Origin of the sequence: Enterocloster citroniae, assembly GCF_040545455.1 — a bacterium.
GTDB classification, from domain to species: domain Bacteria; phylum Bacillota; class Clostridia; order Lachnospirales; family Lachnospiraceae; genus Enterocloster; species Enterocloster citroniae.
Genome location: NZ_JBEPLZ010000026.1, coordinates 18,391 through 37,519, shown reverse-complemented (window position 1 = coordinate 37,519; position 19,129 = coordinate 18,391). Strand labels below are relative to the sequence as shown.

14 protein-coding genes are annotated in these 19,129 nt (G+C 40.8%); all 14 read left to right on the top strand.

Annotation, left to right across the window (positions count from 1 at the left end; all coding sequences use genetic code 11):
• Positions 1 to 39 precede the first annotated feature (39 nt).
• The 14 genes from ABID13_RS23770 to ABID13_RS23705 all read left to right on the top strand — a co-directional run bounded on the left by ABID13_RS23770 (position 40) and on the right by ABID13_RS23705 (position 19,101).
• Entirely contained in the window at positions 40 to 1,647 is a 1,608-nt protein-coding gene (locus ABID13_RS23770; protein WP_048931280.1) for a recombinase family protein, read from the top strand.
• Positions 1,648 to 1,649: 2 nt separating this feature from the next.
• The gene (locus ABID13_RS23765) at positions 1,650 to 2,651 is read left to right on the top strand and encodes a recombinase family protein (RefSeq protein WP_048931279.1); all 1,002 of its coding nucleotides are present in this window, start codon (positions 1,650 to 1,652) and stop codon (positions 2,649 to 2,651) included.
• A complete protein-coding gene (locus ABID13_RS23760) occupies positions 2,575 to 4,230 on the top strand; it encodes a recombinase family protein (RefSeq protein WP_048931278.1) in 1,656 nt (551 codons plus the stop codon). Before ABID13_RS23765 ends, ABID13_RS23760 begins: the two co-directional genes overlap by 77 nt.
• Positions 4,231 to 4,387: 157 nt before the next feature.
• The gene (locus tag ABID13_RS23755) at positions 4,388 to 4,849 is read left to right on the top strand and encodes a hypothetical protein (protein WP_048931277.1); all 462 of its coding nucleotides are present in this window, start codon (positions 4,388 to 4,390) and stop codon (positions 4,847 to 4,849) included.
• A gap of 53 nt (positions 4,850 to 4,902) precedes the next feature.
• Complete coding sequence (locus ABID13_RS23750; RefSeq protein ID WP_048931276.1) at positions 4,903 to 6,525, top strand: antirestriction protein ArdA; 1,623 nt, start codon at positions 4,903 to 4,905, stop codon at positions 6,523 to 6,525.
• A gap of 140 nt (positions 6,526 to 6,665) precedes the next feature.
• Positions 6,666 to 7,109, top strand: coding sequence for an N-acetyltransferase (locus ABID13_RS23745; RefSeq protein WP_048931275.1), 444 nt, complete (start codon positions 6,666 to 6,668; stop codon positions 7,107 to 7,109).
• A 76-nt stretch (positions 7,110 to 7,185) separates the two neighbouring features.
• The gene (locus tag ABID13_RS23740) at positions 7,186 to 8,691 is read left to right on the top strand and encodes a hypothetical protein (protein ID WP_048931274.1); all 1,506 of its coding nucleotides are present in this window, start codon (positions 7,186 to 7,188) and stop codon (positions 8,689 to 8,691) included.
• Between the two features lie 150 nt (positions 8,692 to 8,841).
• Positions 8,842 to 9,576 carry a DUF5131 family protein gene (locus ABID13_RS23735; RefSeq protein ID WP_048931273.1) on the top strand — a complete coding sequence of 245 codons (735 nt, stop codon included), beginning with the start codon at positions 8,842 to 8,844 and terminating at the stop codon, positions 9,574 to 9,576.
• 299 nt (positions 9,577 to 9,875) lie between these two features.
• Positions 9,876 to 10,298: a hypothetical protein gene (locus ABID13_RS23730; protein WP_048931272.1), complete on the top strand. Its 423-nt coding sequence runs from the start codon at positions 9,876 to 9,878 to the stop codon at positions 10,296 to 10,298.
• A gap of 219 nt (positions 10,299 to 10,517) precedes the next feature.
• Positions 10,518 to 11,369, top strand: coding sequence for a phosphoadenosine phosphosulfate reductase domain-containing protein (locus tag ABID13_RS23725; protein WP_082174022.1), 852 nt, complete (start codon positions 10,518 to 10,520; stop codon positions 11,367 to 11,369).
• Between the two features lie 813 nt (positions 11,370 to 12,182).
• Positions 12,183 to 12,527 (top strand): hypothetical protein, encoded by a 345-nt coding sequence (locus ABID13_RS23720; RefSeq protein WP_002566037.1) that lies wholly within the window; start codon positions 12,183 to 12,185, stop codon positions 12,525 to 12,527.
• A gap of 75 nt (positions 12,528 to 12,602) precedes the next feature.
• Positions 12,603 to 13,973: a hypothetical protein gene (locus ABID13_RS23715; protein WP_048931270.1), complete on the top strand. Its 1,371-nt coding sequence runs from the start codon at positions 12,603 to 12,605 to the stop codon at positions 13,971 to 13,973.
• Between the two features lie 116 nt (positions 13,974 to 14,089).
• Positions 14,090 to 17,230 (top strand): SIR2 family protein, encoded by a 3,141-nt coding sequence (locus tag ABID13_RS23710; protein WP_048931269.1) that lies wholly within the window; start codon positions 14,090 to 14,092, stop codon positions 17,228 to 17,230.
• Positions 17,231 to 17,436: 206 nt separating this feature from the next.
• Entirely contained in the window at positions 17,437 to 19,101 is a 1,665-nt protein-coding gene (locus tag ABID13_RS23705) for a trypsin-like peptidase domain-containing protein (protein ID WP_048931268.1), read from the top strand.
• Positions 19,102 to 19,129: the final 28 nt, after the last annotated feature.

The window sequence follows — 19,129 nt, the reverse complement described above, 5'->3', positions numbered from 1 at the left end:
GTGCTAACAGGAGAACAAAGAAAGGAAGGAGAGAAGCCTATGGAGAAGAAGGTTGTAAAGAAAATCATAAAAATCGAGCCTGTTAGCAGCGGTTCCGCCGCCAATGCGGTGGAAGTCAAACGTGTCTGCGCCTACTGCCGCGTCAGTACGAACTCAGCGGACCAAAAGAATTCCTTTGAAGCCCAGGTAGACTATTATACCCGGCTGATTGGAGAGAAGGAGGGCTGGGTGCTGGCCGGTATCTATGCAGACGAAGCCAGGACCGGCACAAAGCTGTACCGGAGAGATGACTTCCAGCAGATGATGGAGGACTGCCGGCAGGGAAAAATTGATTTGATCCTGACAAAATCCGTGACCCGGTTTGCCAGAAACACGTTGGACAGCATCAAAGCTATCCGGGAACTGAAGGCCCTTGGGATAGGCGTTTACTTTGAGAAGGAGAGGGTCAACACCCTTATGGAAAAGAGCGAACAGATGATAACCATCTTGAGCTCTATCGCCCAGGGAGAATCCGAGAGTATTTCCACCAATAATAAGTGGTCGGTAGTACGGAGATTCCGAAATGGTACATTCATTATAAGCAGTCCACCGTATGGTTATGAGAATAATGAGTATGGAGAGCTGGTTATCAAAAAAGAAGAGGCAGAGATCGTGCGCTGGATTTTTGATGAATACCTGGGAGGAAAAGGGTCCTACACCATTGCCGCAGAACTGGAAACAGCAGGGATTCCCACGATCCGTGGAGCAAAGGAATGGCTGGACAGTGTGGTAAAGGGGATTCTTCAGAACTGTGCATATGAAGGGGATCTGCTGCTTCAGAAAACCTATACGACCGATGGAGTCCCATTCACTCGCAAAAACAATCGGGGAGAATTGCCCCAGTATCTGATAGCGGATGACCATGAGCCCATCATTACCAGAGAGGAGGCTGCGGCTATCCGCCAGATTTATGAGTATCGGAGGGAACAGCAGTGTGTGGAGGATACCAGTGTATATCAGAAGCGGTATGCATTCAGCAGCCGGATTCTCTGCGGGGAGTGTGGGACAAAATTTCGCAGGCAGAAAATCTACATCGGAAAGCCATATGAAAAAATCCAGTGGTGTTGCTACCAGCATATTAAAGACAGTAAGAAATGCAGCCAGAAGGCAGTCCGTGAGGACGTCATCCAGGCTGCATTTCTTAGGCTCTGGAACCGGCTAGCCAGCAATTATGAGGAGATCCTGATCCCCATGCTGGCGGCGTTGAAGGCAATCCAGGGCAACCCAGAGCAAGACAGGGAAATGCAGGAGATAGAACAGAATATTCAGGAACTAAAACGGCAGGGCTATAGGCTGGGCAGGGTATTAACCGAAGGCAGCATAAGCTCTGCCATTTTTATTGAGAGACAGAACCAGATTGAGGCACAGCTGGAAGCGGACCGGAGGCGGCTGCGGCAGCTGCAGGGGCAGAAAGCCTTTGAATGGGAGATATCCCAGACCGAATATCTGATAAGCGTCTTCCGCAACCGTCCTGCCATCCTGGAAGCGTATGACGAGGAACTCTTCCTACTGCTGGTGGAACGTATCACAGTGCTGCCCGGACGCCGGCTGGTATTCCGTCTGAAGAATGGTCTGGAACTGGAAGAAAATGAACAGGAGGTGAGCTAAGTATGAGACAACGCCATATGCCGCTGGGGTATCGGATGGCGGAAGGAAAAATAGTAATTGATCCAGAAACGGCAGAGATTATAAATCGAATCTTCCAGGAGTATTCAGAAGGAGCTTCCCTGTACCAGCTTGCGAGAAAACTTACAGAACAGGGGGCACTCAATGCAAACCATAAGCCGGTGTGGAATCATGGGACGGTTGGAAAAATCCTGGAGAATCGAAAGTATCTGGGAGACGAATTTTATCCAACAATGATAGAACTAGAACTGTTCACCCAGGTACAGGAGCGCAGGAAAGAAAAGAGCAGGGAGCTGGGGCGTGTCATGCAGCCTAACAGCTTCGGGAATCGCTCTATGTTCGCAGGCAGTCTGATCTGCGGAGTCTGCGGGCAGCCCTACCGCCGGTACGTGGAGCACTGCGGACAGCCGGGAGAAAAAATCGTCTGGAAATGTAAGCACTACATAAATGAAAACAGGGTGTGCTGCCGGAACATATTCCTGGTAGACAGCCAGATCATCCAAGCATTTATGGAACTGATGAGAGGGGTGAAGGAGGGGAGGTTCCAGATAGAGCCGGAAACCATCGTGCAGGGCCTGCCATATAGCCGTGAGGCGGCAGAACTGACCAGAAAGCTGCAGGAATTGGAGGAAAAGCCGGAGTATCCATCCGAGGAGATGGTACGGCTGATTTATGAGCGGGCCAGATTACAGTACCGGGTGTCCAGAATTCAGGACCAGAATTACCAGACAGAAAAACTGAAAACAGTCCTGGAAGAAAATCCACTCCAAAAAGAATTTAATAGTGAACTTTTTAAGGCAACGATACATCGGATTACCGTTCACAAGGACAGACGGTTCGAATATGAATTAATGAATGGTGTAAAAATTGAGCTTCCTATCCAGGAAGCAGCAGAAGGGAGGAAACCGGATGAGACGGGCCAGAACAGCAACCGTTGTAAAGAAAAACATCTCTGTAATTCCAGCCAATCCGGAATTCAGCCGTGATACAAGGGCTCAATATAAGCGGCTGCGGGTAGCCGCCTACTGCCGGGTCAGTACCTTGCAGGAACAGCAGGAGACCAGCTATGAAGCACAGGTGAATTATTATACAGAAAAAATCAACAGCAACCCGGAATGGGTGTTTGCAGGAATCTATGCAGATGACGGGAAGAGCGCCACCATGACCCGTAAGCGGAATGACTTTCAAGCAATGATTGATGACTGTATGGCAGGGAAAATTGATATGGTCATCACAAAATCCATCAGCCGCTTTGCCAGGAACACGGTAGACTCCCTTACCCATATCCGAAAATTAAAGGCAAAGAATATTGCCGTGTATTTCGAGAAGGAGAACATCAATACCCTGGGGGATGGCGGGGAAATGCTGATTACCATCCTTAGCAGCCAGGCCCAGGAGGAAAGCCGGAACTTAAGTGAAAATGTCCACTGGGGGTATGTGAGGCAGTTTGAAAACGGAGTGGTGTATGTAAATCACAATAAATTTCTGGGATACACCAAGGATGAAGAAGGAAATCTGGTCATCGTGCCGGATGAGGCAAAGCTGGTCCGCAGAATCTTCCGATTATACCTGGAAGGAAACAGCATTAACAAAATTGCAGAGACGCTTACAAAGGAAGGAATTCGGACTGTGACAGGAAACACCGTGTGGCATGCCACGGTGATTTCCAAAATGCTGATGAATGAAAAATATATGGGGGATGCGCTGCTGCAAAAAACCTATACCGTGGATTTCCTGGAAAAGAAGAGGGCGGTCAATAAAGGAATCGTACCGCAGTATTACATCGAGGGCAACCATGAAGCGATTATCCCTCGGGAACTGTTTTACCAGGTACAGGAGGAACGGGCCCGCCGGGCGAATGTTTACCGCCCGGCAAAAAAGAAGGGAACCACCATCCGGGGAAAATACAGTTCCAAGTATGTGCTGGCCGACATCATGTACTGCAAAGAGTGCGGACAGCCTTACCGCAGGCAGGTATGGGTGAACGGCGGTACAAAGAAGCCGGTGTGGCGCTGTTACAGCCGCTTGAAGAGCGGAACCAAGAAGTGTAAACATTCCCCCAGCCTGGAAGAAAAAGCGCTCCACGAAGCGATTATGGAGGCCATCAACTCCGTGGTAAAGGATGAAGGGGAGTTCATCGATGCCTTCCGGGATAATGTCATCCGGATCCTGGGCAGCTACTCGGACAACGTGGAGCCAACCGAATATGATGAGAAGATCGATGCACTGCAGAAACAGATGCTGGCCCTAATCGAGGATAGTGCTAAAACGGAGAGCGCCGATGAGGAGTTCGACCGGGCGTATCGGGAGATCACGGACCAGATCCGGGCCTTCAAGAAAAAGAGGACAGAGCTGAGCCGGGAAAAGCAGCTGGCCGAAGCCTACGACCAGAGAGTGGAAGGTATGGGTCAGTACATCCAAAAGACCAACTACCTAAAACGCCAGTTTGATGACGAACTGGTCAGGCGACTGATTAAGGCCATCATGGTAATCAGCGAAGATAAGATTGAAATACAGTTCCACTCAGGGATTGTGATGACCCAGAGAATCAATGAATATGACTAAGACCGGCGGCAGAATCAACGGATTCCTGCCTGCCGGGATCCTGACAGTGGCAAGAATAAAGTCCCCAGACACCGTGTGATATCCTTATCACAGCTGGGGGTTTTATTGTTGGTATTACAGGGAGGAGTAAGAACGATAGACGGGGAGGAACAGCGGAATGATATCGGAAGAGCTGAAAAAGATGTTTGAAGGGCGGATTGCGATGCAGGATATGCATTATGTGGGGAAAGCCTGTTATGGGAGACTGGAGGAGAATCTCAGAGGGAAGATTGAGCTGGGACAGGGCTTTATGGACAGTGGGTATACCAGGCTTACCGTCTCAGTGCTGGAGCGGACCAATGGGCTGGTGGATCAGATGAAGTTTTTGATCAGTGATGTGACTGGTCTGAAACAAGAAACGGAAGGGGAACGGATGGCAGGGCCAGAACTGAGATCGTATAAAGATTCTGTCTGGTGGAATTGTGAGATGGAAGAGGAGGACTACCAGAAGATAGCGGAGGTGGTCAATGGATATCTGTCTCTGTTTCAGTCGGAAGAACTGGTTCAGGGACAGAAGGAGGACGAGTCTCAGGGGCAGGAAGTACAGTCGGGAGCGCTGCCGGGTAATATCCTTACTTAAATCATCGGAACCATGTTTAATATAGAAGGAATAAGGAAGGGAGCGGGGCTTAAATGGAAGTGTTTGTGAAGCGTGAAAACTGGGATGGCGGAATTTGGATGAAGCTGCCGGCTTCGGAGGAACAGGCAGAACAGGTCCAGGAGGAACTGGCCGGGTACCATCCTTCCAGGATGATTCCATTCATAGGAGATGTGAAAGCGCCGGTGTCCGGTCTGGCACATCTGTTAATTGGAGAATTTGTGTTTCAGGATTCAAACCTTGGACAGTTAAACTACCTTGCCGCAAAGATTGGTTCCTGGACGGAACAGGAGCGGGCTGTCTTCGAGACTGTGCTGCAGAATGAAAAGCCGGATTCTTTGATACGGATTGTGGAGGTAATGGAGCATTTAGACCAGTACGAATGCCATCCAGAGATAAAATCCCTAGAACAGTATGGACATGATCTGTTTGAGCGGGAAGGGAGAACGCTGCCGGTGGAACTGACCGGCTATTTTGATTATGAGGCGTATGGCCGTTTCCATATGAAAGCCAGTGAGAGGTTGACAGATGAGGGGCTTATTACAAGAATCAAGGCACCAAAACCGGAAGTAGGAAAGACGCAGAATCCAGAAGTGGTGCAGCCTGGGACAGCAGTATTCCGGGTGTATCTGGTATTTGATAAGAAGTATCCGGAAAAGAACTGTTATTATTTCCCTATGACGGAGAAACAGCTGGAGGCCCTTGAGGAGAAATGCAGAATATATGACGTTTATGAGGTGGCAGACTATCTCAGCAATATCTGGGAGTTGGATCAGTTCTTACCTCCACGGCTCACATTTAGGGAGCTGAACCAGATTGCAATGGAGATACAGAACTTGGCGGATAAAACCACTGTGTCGAGAAAGAAACTTCTGGCTTCACTAGAAGCTGAGGTTCCAAGGGATGCAGATGCAGCAAGTCAGATTATTCGTAATTATAAGGACTATGAATTCCTCCCGGTTCAGGAGTTGTCAGCGGAGTGCTATGCAAAGTATCTGCTGAATTTACATCAGATTTATATCGAGAAGGAACTGGAACCATATGTCCGTCTCGAAGAATTTGGTTTGCAGAAAATGAAAGCGAATGGGCCGGTGGAGACAACATTTGGCACGCTCATCTATAAGGGACATCCGATACAGGAACTGAGTCCGTCTGTTCATGAATTCCGCCTATACAATTCATTGGCTGTAACCGCCTATTGGAGTGGAAGTGAATCCTTTGTGCCGGAGCTTTTAAGAGGGAAGGAACTTCTCTCGTATGAAAACATGATCCGGGAAAAGATTCAGGCCAGCTTAAAAAGCTACCCCGAGAAAGGTCTGGCGGAATATCTGTTTTCTGAACTGCTTAAAAAACGGGTTGCATCTATGACGCCAGATGTAGAGGCATATGCCGGCAGCCTTTGGGGTGTGCTTACAGTAAGAACATACGGAGAATTAAATGACCGGGAGTTGGCGGCTGTGATGGAAGAGTGGAAGGCGATGGCAGATAGCGGCTGGGGAGAAGAACTGTTTTACCGGCCTATTCAGACGGAGAAGGGTGAGATTTATATTGGGTTCTGGGATACAGACAATAATGACAACCTGTTTATAAAAACAGAGGAGGAGTTTCGGCGGGACTACCTGGGCGGAAGTCAGATTGGGCAGGAGCTGCAGCTTTAAAAGTAAGTCTTTGAATACAAGTTTTCAATGCAAGCCCAGAACAGTGGTTAAGCACGAAAAGAACAAATGTTCTGAAAACATATTGCGCTATCATGTCTGCTCCTGTATAATAGCAGTAGAACGAGGAGGCGTCAGATTAGATGATTCGGTTATTTGAGTTTCGGGATTTGGATAGGATTATGGAGATTTGGCTGGAGGGAAACTTAAATGCTCATCCATTTATAAAAGAGGAGTATTGGAGACAGAATTTCGAGACAGTCCGCTCCGTGCTGCCAAATGCAGAGGTGTATGTGTTTGAGGAAGACGGGGAGGTCCAAGGCTTCATTGGCATGGACGCAGAGTATATTGCCGGAATATTTGTAGCGGAGGGACACCGGGGGCAGGGGATCGGCCATCAGCTGATTTCAGAGGTAAAGAGGAAAAAGCGCCTGTCATTGCATGTATATGAGAAGAATACAGGCGCTGTGGCATTTTATCAGGCGGAAGGATTCCGTGTTGAAAACAGCATGACAGAGAAAGGAACTGGGGAGCAGGAGTACCTGATGGTGTTTCATGAGGACAGCGAATTAAATGAGGGAACATAGCTTGATAAGGTGGATGAAATAACTTTTTGGGCAGTTACTTATAAATTGTCATTTATTATGAAGGAGGAGTTACAAAATGTCTAAATATAATTTCTACTATGATGAGTCTGAGCATAGTCGAAAAATCAACTATCAGACAGTAAGTGCCTCTAATTATTATGATAATTTCGTAACCATGATTGTAGGATGGTCAGCCGAGAAGGATGATATTCTGCAACGGCATGCTTCTTTTGAGGCTAAGTACGCAGATAGAAAAGATCGTAATGGTGAAATCAAAAGTACGATGTTTCAGCAAAAACAATTTAAGTATGGTTTTGCCTCCCTTAATAAGCAGAATGCTCAGTTTATAAATGATTTTCTGTCGCTTTTTGACGAGGAAATTCATATTTACTTTTCTGTTTCCAGCAAGATCGAATACCTTATGTTGCAGGTTTTTCAAGGGTACGAGAACAGTTTTCTCTTTGATGCAGACTTTATGAAGTATTCCATTACAAAGGCTCTCGTTATATATCACCCGAGGGAAATCATTAAATGCCTCTACGAATCACCCAAAGACTTTTTAGAGGAACTAAAGAAGTTTTTCCGAGATAGGATTGAATTTAATAAAAACGATTTGGAATTGAAACAAGCAGAGACGACGGCATTTCAAGAAATTTTACTCGTATTAGATGAAATTTCAGATGCTCCAGAGCTTGATTGGGATTATCATATGCCTTTTGATGGGGTCTATAAGTATCTACAGGAGAAAAATTTACAGAACTATTCACTTATTATTGATAAAGAAGGTAAAGCGGAGGAAGAAAGCAAAACTCTAAAGTCTGCCCGTGAAATAGGACTGGATAATTCAGATGAAGCCGGTTCTATGGAACATTCAGGTCTTCGTATGGCAGATATGATGGCGGGAATAATTTCTAAGCTGTTGAAGGGGTTATGCGATTCCTTACGATACCAATCTCTTGATGAAAGCACCAACAAAAAGATTCTGGACGTAGGTTGGTTTTGCTTGAGTGAAGTTCAATTAGAGCTTTACAAAAAGCTATATCGTCTTATTTGCGAATGGCAACCAGCTTGGTACAAATCGTACTCTGGCATTTATTCTGATAATTTGGTTGTATTCAATGCTTTGCTTAATTTTATGAACCATTTTGAATCTGTCGAACAGATCCGGGCTGATATAGATATGCAGGGCGAATACTTTAATGCGTTTGCTTGTGAGCAGTTGGCAAGGTATTTTGAGCGGAGAAGATGCAAACTGCCCATTGAGCCTGTAATTCCCTTTGATGAAGAATCATATTTGAACTCAAGGGGTGGGAAGGTATATTTTGATTCGGTGAACCAACTTCTTTTGCCGTTGCATGAAGGTTCTCAGACTTTTGATGTATTATCGGTTGGGGTGGATCAGAAATTCACTCCAATAATAACAATTCTAAAAGATGGAGAATCTGAGTGCTTTCGACTTCCAAATGAACTAAGTGAGTGGGTTTGTAGTGTTGTTGGAATGGCTGCCAGGGGAATGAACCTTTTCCCTACCAAAGTGACTTTTTCTAATATTAATGGAAGATATTATGTGGATATACTTTGAATATAAGGCAAAAAAAGAAGAAAAGAAAAAAGCAAAGGAAGATAATGAAAAGAAATTCTATAACTTCCAGTTATAGAAAAGGGAGATGTTATCGGATCAACCATTTTTGAAACATACCATAAGGCTTCTAAATATGCGGGAGGTGGCATTATGGCAACCTGGAATCCATGGCACGGATGTAGAAAAGTAAGTTCGGGGTGTCTGAACTGCTATGTGTACCGCAGAGACGCCGAATTTGGAAAAGACAGCAGCATCATAGCCAGGACATCCAGCTTTGCTCTGCCGGTAAAGCGGAATCGAAAAGGTATATATAAATTACAGCCGGACGAGGGGGCCGTGTATACTTGCATGACCTCAGACTTTTTTGTAGAAGAAGCGGATGAATGGCGGCCTGAAGCATGGAAGATGATTCGGGAGAGGGATGACCTGCATTTTGTAATCATTACAAAACGAATCCATCGATTCCAGGTTGGACTTCCAAAAGACTGGGGAGAAGGATATGACAATGTAACAATCTGCTGTACCTGTGAGAATCAGAATATGGCCGACTATCGGCTCCCCATTTTTCTGAATTTACCAATCAGACACCGGACGATTATTCATGAACCAATGCTGGAATGGATTGAGATTCGTAGGTATCTGGCAACCGGATTAATTGAACAAGTTACTTGTGGCGGGGAGTCTGGCCCAGAGGCCAGGATTTGTGATTACGCATGGATCTTAGAAATCATGCAGCAGTGTGTGGAGTATGATATTCCTTTCTGGTTCAAACAGACAGGTGCTAAATTCAAAAAAGGAAACCGTATCTATCATATTGAGCGGAAAGACCAGATGCACCAAGCGGAAAAGGCTGGGGTGAATTACAGATACGAAAGAAATAATTAAATAAGAGATACAAGCTTGCATAAATTTAAGGAGTAATTAAGCATCATAATACATAATAAAAATGACCGATAAAATTGGACTTGACTGGTCATTTTTGTTAATTACAAGCTAGAAGGCTGTTATGATAGGGCGTTGGTTAGTAAACGTTGTTTATCGTAATAGCCTTTATTTTATTTGTTCGAAAAAAACGATTAAGAAAAAATGGCGGAGGTGGTTGATAAATATGCAGACTTGGTTCAAGAGCTAGAAACCTTACAGGGGCCGCGGATTAAATTGTAAAAAGGGACAGAGGAGGTTAAATGGTGAATTTTTTACGAATGGAGTTAAAAAAGGTGCTTGGTGTGACCCGATACAGCGAAGATGCAACATATATCGGAAGCTGTGGCTATGTGAGAGTAAATGAGGAAGTTCGTATGCGTCTGGAGTTTTCCAGATCCTCTACTACAACATATGACGGAATCGTTATGACAATGTTTAACCGAAAAGAGGGAATGATTGATACCAATGCGTTGAAATTCCGGGATATTTGGGGCAGGAAGGCGGTCAGCAATCCCAATTTCAAGGAAGGGATTATCCCGCATATTTGGGAAAACAAGGAGAAGGAGTGGTATGTCTATAAGCCGAACCAGAAGGATTACCAGATATTGGCGGATGAGATTAGTCAATATGTCGGACTGTTTCAGGAGGCAGAAATAACTCAGGGACCGCAAATTAATATGTAAATCCAGGAATATGGTGGGGCTTTGCTGTAAAGGAGGTGATGGTGTTCACTGTGTAAATAGAAAAGAGCAGATTGTTATGACAGGGAGAGACTGATGAAAATCAGTGTCTTTTTTCTTTTGCAAGAGAGACAAAAAGAAGGAGGCAGAGTTCCGGCCGGGAAAAGATATCTGACTCTTTTTTGAATGGATTTAGAACAGAAAGCGATAGAAAGGGTGAAGATGGCGTCCGAGATGTCCTTAAGACTATACGGACGCCCCTTGGTTGTAACAGACAGTGGAGGGAAAGACAGCGCAGTATGTAGGGAAATTGTCAGACGTGCCAGGATACCATTTGAGATTCATCACAACCTGACTACAGCAGATGAACCTCAGACCATTTACTATGTGAGAGATATTTTTCGCAAGTTGGAACTGGAGGGGATTACCTGCTGTGTGAATTATCCGATTTACAAAGGCCAGAGAGTTACCATGTGGTCTCTGATCCCTATGAAAAAATTCCCACCGACAAGGCTGCAGAGATATTGCTGCCAAATTTGTAAAGAGAACTCCTGCCAGGATCGCTTTATTACTACCGGTGTGCGATGGGCGGAGAGTGCGAAGAGGAAGACTAGCCGGGGAGTTTTTGAGAACTTTGTCTCGGATCCCAGTAAGAAGATTATCCTGAATAATGACAATGATGAGCAACGGATGCTGTTTGAGAACTGCACATTAAAAGGGAAAAGAACCTGCAACCCGATTGTGGACTGGCGGGACTCAGATGTGTGGGAATATATACGCAGCGAGCGTCTGGAGATTAATCCGCTTTATGATATGGGATTCTACCGAGTCGGCTGTTTGGGATGCCCTATGGCAGGGAAGAACCGTTGGACAGAGTTTCGGCTATTCCCGACCTACCAGCGGGCATATATAAGATCCTTTGGAAAAATGCTTGATGTAATTCATGCTGGCGGGGGCAAGACAAAGTGGAAGACGGCGGAGGATGTTTTTTCGTGGTGGATGGAGGAGGAGACCATCAAGGGTCAGATGAGTTTGTTTGATATTACGGAATGGAAAAATGTAAATGAAACATAGAATGAGATAACAGGAGTTGCAGCAGTCAACCTTGGGGCATGGGAATTGACACCAGCTAGACAGTAAGGTTGAAGAAATATCTGTCCCTGCATGTATACGAAAGAAACACTGGAGCAGTATCATTTTATCGAGCAGAGGGTTTTAAGGTTCAACAGAGCATGACGGAAAAAGAGATAGGTGAGAAAGAATTCCTGATGGTCTACGGAGAATCGAAACAGACAGCAGTATCATAACAAAAACGTCCAGCTTTCATATGCTCGTCAAACGCAGCCAAAGCACTGAGTATGAACTCCAACCAGTAGGAGGAGAATGGGTTTATAATGAGATGATATGAATTTATAAAGCTTTGTGGGAAAATAATCCATTCCATGTTATAATAACCTTAATATAGTTAAGTGGATTATATGCAAATCTAGTAGGTTAAAAAAGAGTAGTTTACTGGGCTACTCACCCTATATTTATGAAGGCGTTGTTTGGTAGCTTACTGTCCTCGAAGGAGATTTGCTTATTTCTATTTGACATTTACAAATCCTTTGTACACCTTTAATTTTGCTTAGCAATTTGCTTTGGAGTAGCCCCTGATATATAAATGATATATGTAGATATATGTTCCTAATGGTAGTCAAAGGACATTTGCGAATGCTACAAGAACAGGTTGTTAAAATGAATAAAAGATTATATTGAATCTGATGGTAGGCTTTAAGTTGAAATGGTACTATCAGAATATAATTATGTATGTATAGCTTTGCAATGGTGTAAGTGTTTTAAATCAATATTTATTGCTATTAAAAAGGTGGATGGAAGGAGTAAACTATGGCGAAATATACGGATGATGAGATACGTGGTATATCGAAAATAACTTGCAAGATTGCTGGTGAATATTTGGGGATATCATCAATGGCAGTAAGCATTGGTATGAGAAATGGTGTTTTGCCAATTGGTTTTGCCATTCATAATGAGGAGCGTGACAGAAGATACTCAGAAAGTTGGTCATATCATATTATTGCTGAACGGTTAATTGCATATAATCATGGAAAAATAAATGAAATCCAGGTTCAGAATATCGAAAAGAACCTGACCACAATAATTGAAAAGTTTGAAGAAATGAAACAAGACCTGCTTTTTATATTAAGCGAAGACGCAGAACCGAAGAAATAGAGCTGTTTGAGTACGCGTTTTCGCTGTCCAAGTATAAAGATGAAGAGAAAAAATACGAAGGGGGGAGGAGTTGGCATGAAAGGTAAGGAAGTGATTTCCTTAACGAGGCAACAGCTTTATGATGAAGTTTGGAAACAGTCACTTGTAAAGGTTGCCCAAAAATATAATCTACACTATGGACGGTTAATTAGCAGTTTAAAACAGGCGAACGTCCCATATCCTCCTTCTGGATATTGGACAAGAGTGGATTTTGGAAAGGATGTATCAACAGATTTAGTACCTTTATCAGGTGATGTAGATGTGTCTGTAGAGTTGACGCTGGCAGGTGCTGTAGTAACCAGAAAACGGAAGAAAAGCTTTGTAGAGGAAGAAAAAGTTGAAAAAGCAGTACAGCCAGAAGAGAGATGTATAGAAGCGATGGAGAGGCTTAAAGAGGAAGCGCCAACTGTGATACCATTTTCTACAAATTTAGATATACCGGATACGGTTTTATACTTTTTAACGACTGATGAAAAAGCGAAGGTAATTGAAGCAATCAATAGTTTGGAAATTAAACAAAATGCTCACCTACATAAGAATTTAGTTGTATATAAGAGAGCAATAAAAGAGTATAAGGATTATCTCAAGGAACATAATTTCTCAGCAAGGAATCGAAATTATTATGATAGAGGAAAAACAGTTGAGCCACCTCGATTTATAAATGATGTTTCTGAGGATGGATTAAGCCGGGCTATTTTAATTATGGATGTCATATTTAAAACAGTAGAAAAACTGGGAGGAGAGGTGCAGCAAGACTTGTCTGTAAAGATACGACAAGATGTTGTGCATTTTAAGTTTGCAGAGGCCCAGGATAAGGTACCCCATGAAATAACAAAGCAGGAGGCAAAAGAATTACTGGAGTATAAAGAGGCCAAACGATATAAAAGATATGCAAGCGAACCTAAAATAAAAAAATACGATAATGTATACAATGGTAAGCTTCGTATTGTGTTTGACGACAGCTCGTATATTAAAGATAGTGTAGAGTTAAAATTAGAGGAGCACTTGGATGAAATAATAATTCGTCTTTATGAAATTTCCAATGTACACAGAATCGAACGGGAAAAGAGAGAAGAGCAGCATCGTTTATATTTGGAGGCGAAACTCCGTGAAGAGGAAGTGAAAGAAAGACGGCAGCAGGAAGCGGTAAAAACGCAGGCACTGGAGAATATAGCAAAAGATTATCGGATTACTTGTGAGATTAGAAATTACATAACTGCAATACTGAATAAAGGAGAGCTGACCGAAGCTGATTTTGAATGGATTGAATGGGCGAAGAAGAAGGCTGATTGGTATGATCCAATTGTCGCTAGGGAAGATGAGTATTTGGGGAAAAGGGACCATTCACGGTCAGATGAAGATAAGATGATAATCAAGAAAAAACAGAGCAGTATTTATGGTTGGTAAATGTGTCATCTACTAATATTAATAATTAAAGATAATGTGAAGATTGTTAGTTATATAATAGTATCATAATGTGAAATATTATTTATAATTTTTTGAGAGAGAAGGAACAGAGATATATGGACTATATTTTAGAGTTTGATGAATTTATTCGTTCTATTAAACAAAATATAGATACAAAGTATTCATTTTTGTTGGGTGCTGGTGCATCAGTTGAATCAGGGATACCTTGTGCTAGCGAATGTATTTGGGAATGGAAAAGAGATATATTCATTTCTCAAAATCCTACATTGGCAGAAATGCATAATAATATCAAATCACAAAATATAAAACGGTCAATCCAAAATTGGTTAGATAATCAGGGTACATATCCTAAAGAAGGCGAAGATATTGAATACTCTTATTATATTGAGAAAGCATTTAGAATTCCAGACGATAGAAGAAAATATTTTGAACGAAACATAACAGGAAAGACGCCAAGTTTGGGATATCATATATTATGTTTGTTAGCAGAGCGAGAGATAATTAAAAGTGTTTGGACTACCAATTTTGATGGCTTAATTATTAAAGCTGCGCATAAATATCAACTAGTTCCTATTGAGGTTACGTTGGAATCACAAGACAGGATATATCGTACTGATGCTAATAAGGAGTTGCTATGTATTGCTCTACATGGCGATTACAAATATGGTCCTCTAAAAAACAGTAAAGAGGAATTAGATAGCCAGAGTGATATTTTTGTTAATGCCTTATCATTTGAAGCATCAAAACGTTATTTTGTTGTAATGGGGTATAGCGGAAGAGATAAATCACTAATGCAAGCAATAGAGCGTAGCTTTTGTAGAAGTGGTGCTGGAAGGCTTTATTGGTGTGGATATGGTAGGAATATTGCACCAGAAGTGAGAGTTCTGATTGAGAAACTCAATTTGTATGGGCGAGAGGCGTTTTATATACCTACAGATGGTTTTGATAAAACAATGCTTAATATTGCGCATATGTGTTTTGAAGACAAGGAACTACAAGAAGAAGTTGAAAAATTAAAAGCTGATCTGGGTGCTGGGTATGAGTGTAGAACAACAACGTTTTCACCGTATAAGGAGGGTGTAAACAAAATTGTAGATACAAATGTTTATCCAATTAAATTTCCAGATAAATGTTACCAATTTGAGGTGAAAAACAGTTCAGTTATGAACCTATGGGATTATTGCAAGCAGCTGATTGATTATAACATAGTTGCAGTACCTTATAATGGAATGATTTATGCTTGGGGAAATCGAAATTCGATTAGTAACATGTGTGGCCCTAACGTTAATGGAACGATAGAACTAGTACCATTGACAAGAAAAATTTTTTTTGACAATGGCACTTTAAAAAGTATGCTTTTAAAAACATTGCTTATTGTTATTGGAAAGCATAGCAATTGTAAATATAATAGAAACAAAATATGGAGAGAGTCAAAAAAAATAAACTACACTATAAACGGAAAAAATATTGAAGCATATCAGGGCATACGGTTTTCATTATTCATGGATTGGAAGTACTCATATTTGACACTAACGCCTGCTTTTTATTATAAAGATCGAAATAATGTTAGCAAGGAAGAAAATAAAGAATTTTCGGATAGATTTATGGAACAAATATGTAAAATGCAAGCGAATAAGAATTATGCGGCTTATATTAAACATTGGATAAATATAATTTTTCCAGATGGTAAATCGATTATTTCAATGTATCCATGTAATTCTGAATCAGGGTTCGAGTTTACAATTGTCAATAAAAGTCTACTTGTTGGGTTGAGATCAAGACAGGCATTACACAATCCTGATGATGATATGAAAAAAAGAATATGCATTGGAGGCGCAGAACTTGCAGATACAGAATTAAAATTTTATAATCCTGCCCAGAATGCGATGCATACAGATTTTCATCCTATGCGAGGGTTGATTAATAATAAACCGTATGATTTCTATATGAATAATAGATTGTTTAAATCAAACATATCTTTAGGAGTGATAAGCCCAGTAGGATCCGAAAAAAAATTAGAGGATTTTTTGGATCGACTTAATAAAAAACACAAAGTTAATTATAATGTTGATTACGTTATTGATTATCCTGGATTTCAGTCCGTCTATGGGGTTGGACTCAGTGTTCCGCTAATTGCGGAATGGGCTCTATTAGATGATAAAATGCTAAATAAAGCCAACTTATATCAGTCATGCTTGAATTTTGGTGATCAGATTAAGAAGAAGATTGAATATCTAAAATCACGTGATAGTGTAGATGTTATTATTATTTATATTCCCAAAGAGTATGAGTTATTTACTTTTTTTAATGATGGAAATATTCATTATGATTTGCATGATTATGTAAAAGCTTTTTCTGTTCAAAGACATATCTCGACACAGTTTATTAGAGAAAAAACAATTGATAGTGAGTTGGATTGTCAAATTGCCTGGGCTTTATCTCTTGCAATTTATGTAAAAGCTGGAAGAACACCTTGGATTTTAAGTGGCTTAAGAACTGACACCGCGTTCGCGGGAATAGGTTACAGTGTTGATCATATTAAAACGGATAACCAAACACTTATAGGGTGTAGTCATATTTATGGAGCAGACGGCCAAGGGCTCCGATATAAATTATCAAAAATTAAGGATGTAACATTTGATTCAAAAAATAATCCATATTTATCAGAAAATGAAGCTTATCAGTTGGGCTTAAATATTAAAGAACTATTTTTTGATTCATTTAAAACGCTTCCTCAAAGAGTGGTTATACATAAAAGGTTCCCATTCCAGAAACAAGAGATTGATGGATTAACAAAATGTTTAGGAAGTGCTGGGGTTAAAGACATTGATTTAATAGAGATAACTCTTGAAGATAGATTTCGATGTTTTGAATATGATAGAAGATTACAAATTGATGGGTACCCAGTAAGAAGAGGCGTGTGTTTTGCTATTAATGAAAATACGGCATATCTCTATACTCATGGAATAGCCCCTTCGGTAAAAAACGCTAACCTGCGATATATTCAAGGTGGAAAAAGTATACCGGCTCCTTTAAAAATTGTTAAACATTATGGTAATGGTGATCTGGCTCAAATAGCAACAGAAATATTGGGGTTATCAAAAATGAATTGGAATAGTTTTGGATTGTATTCAAAGTTACCATGTACAATTCAGTCATCCAATGCTATAGCAAGAGTTGGCTGGCTATTATCGCAGTATGAAGGTGTGGTATATGATTATAGGAATTTCATGTAGAGATTATAGTTAGTATTTGATATTTCAAAAAATTATGATATAGTTATTACATAGGAGAATTTATATTCGTTAGTGTTACTGCAACGATGTACTATAATGTTAGGGGGATATCCCTCTGACTATCTCACTTTACTATATGTGAATTATAATAATCACAATGTGGGCATGGATAAGGTAGAATTCTCCTATTTTATTTGGAGGAAGTTATGCTTGAAGAACCTAATATGGTAAGAGAAAAATTCTTTAATATGAAAAGCCGCGAAGATGTGGCTGACATATTGGGTATAAAAGAAAAAAGTTTAAGATATTTTTTATATAGCATAAAACCAGATAATATGTATGTCGAGTTTTCAATCTCAAAAAAGAATGGCGGGGAAAGAGTTATTTGTGCGCCAAATGATAAACTCAAAGCTATTCAAAGGAAATTAGCAGTTATATTGAATATGGTATATAAAACGAAGCCAGCAGCTCATGGATTTGTTTTGGACAAAAATGTGGCGACTAATGCCAAAGGACATGTAAAAAAGAAGTATGTTTTCAACATTGATTTGGAAAATTTCTTTGACCAAATTCATTTTGGTAGAGTCAGAGGTATGCTAATGAAGCCGCCATATAATTTGGGTGAAGAAGCTGCCTTAGTTATTTCGCAAATTGCTTGTTATAAAGGAAAACTTCCTCAAGGAGCCCCTACATCACCAATTTTAACAAATATGGTATGTGCACCGTTAGATACTCAATTGACTAAGCTGGCAAAGAAATATAATTTGCAATATAGTAGATATGCAGACGATATTACATTTTCAACATATAAAGCTGATTTTCCAGTGGAAATTGCTTATGTGGATTTTAATGGGGTTCATGTGGGCACTGTCTTGGAAGAACTTATTAAAAAAAATAATTTTTTGATAAATTACAATAAGGTTAGAATATCTGATTATCGACAGAGACAGATAGTAACCGGTTTAGTTGTTAATCAATTTGTTAATTTGAGACGAGATTATATAAAGGAAATTAGGGCATTATTATATAGCTGTAAAGTTAAAGGTCTTTTAGAGTCTGCGAAGCTATATGTTGAGAAAGGAAAATGCAAAAATCCTAAAATTATTGAAGCGGTCAATTCAGGAAAGAGTGAAAAAGAAGATGAGATTATTAATTGGTTTTTACAAGTATTAAAAGGGAAAATTGAATATATAAAAAGTATTAGGGGAGATAATAATCCTACCTATCTTAAATATGCTTCTGAGTTGAATCGAGTTTCGGGCAAAATATTCTTTCGTGTAGATGAATACTTGGATTTTATAAAGCAGATAGAAAAATCTGTATTCATAATTGAAATTAATGCTCTTGATGATTACATACAAGGCAGTGGTTTTTTGCTTGATCCGGACTTACTTCTTACTAATCACCATGTAACAAAAAAAGAAGGCTTCTATAAGGTAACAACTTTTAAAGAAGACCAAATAGGCATTATATCTAATGATATTAAGTTCCTAAAAAGAAATGAGAATATAGATTATGCTTGTTATAATGGGTTTGGTAGAGAAGATTTAATTCCATGGGAGTTGGGGGATTCGGATGATATAAAAATAGGTAGTAAAATTATTATGATTGGCTATCCCGATTATAATTTAGGAAATACACCAGATGTTCAAACTGTATATGTTACTGGAGAGCGAACTTTTATGGGACAAAAGTTAATAACAGTAAGTGGCAGAATTGTGCATGGCGCAAGTGGGGGTGTTGTATTAAACGAAGAGCATAAGGTGATTGGAATGATAAGGTGTGGTGTTGTGTCTTATTGTGAAACTGATACAACTAATAACCACGGTTTTATACCTATAAATGACATTATGAAAGATATAAAGAGTTAATAATGATGCGGAATTGTGGTTCGGAAGG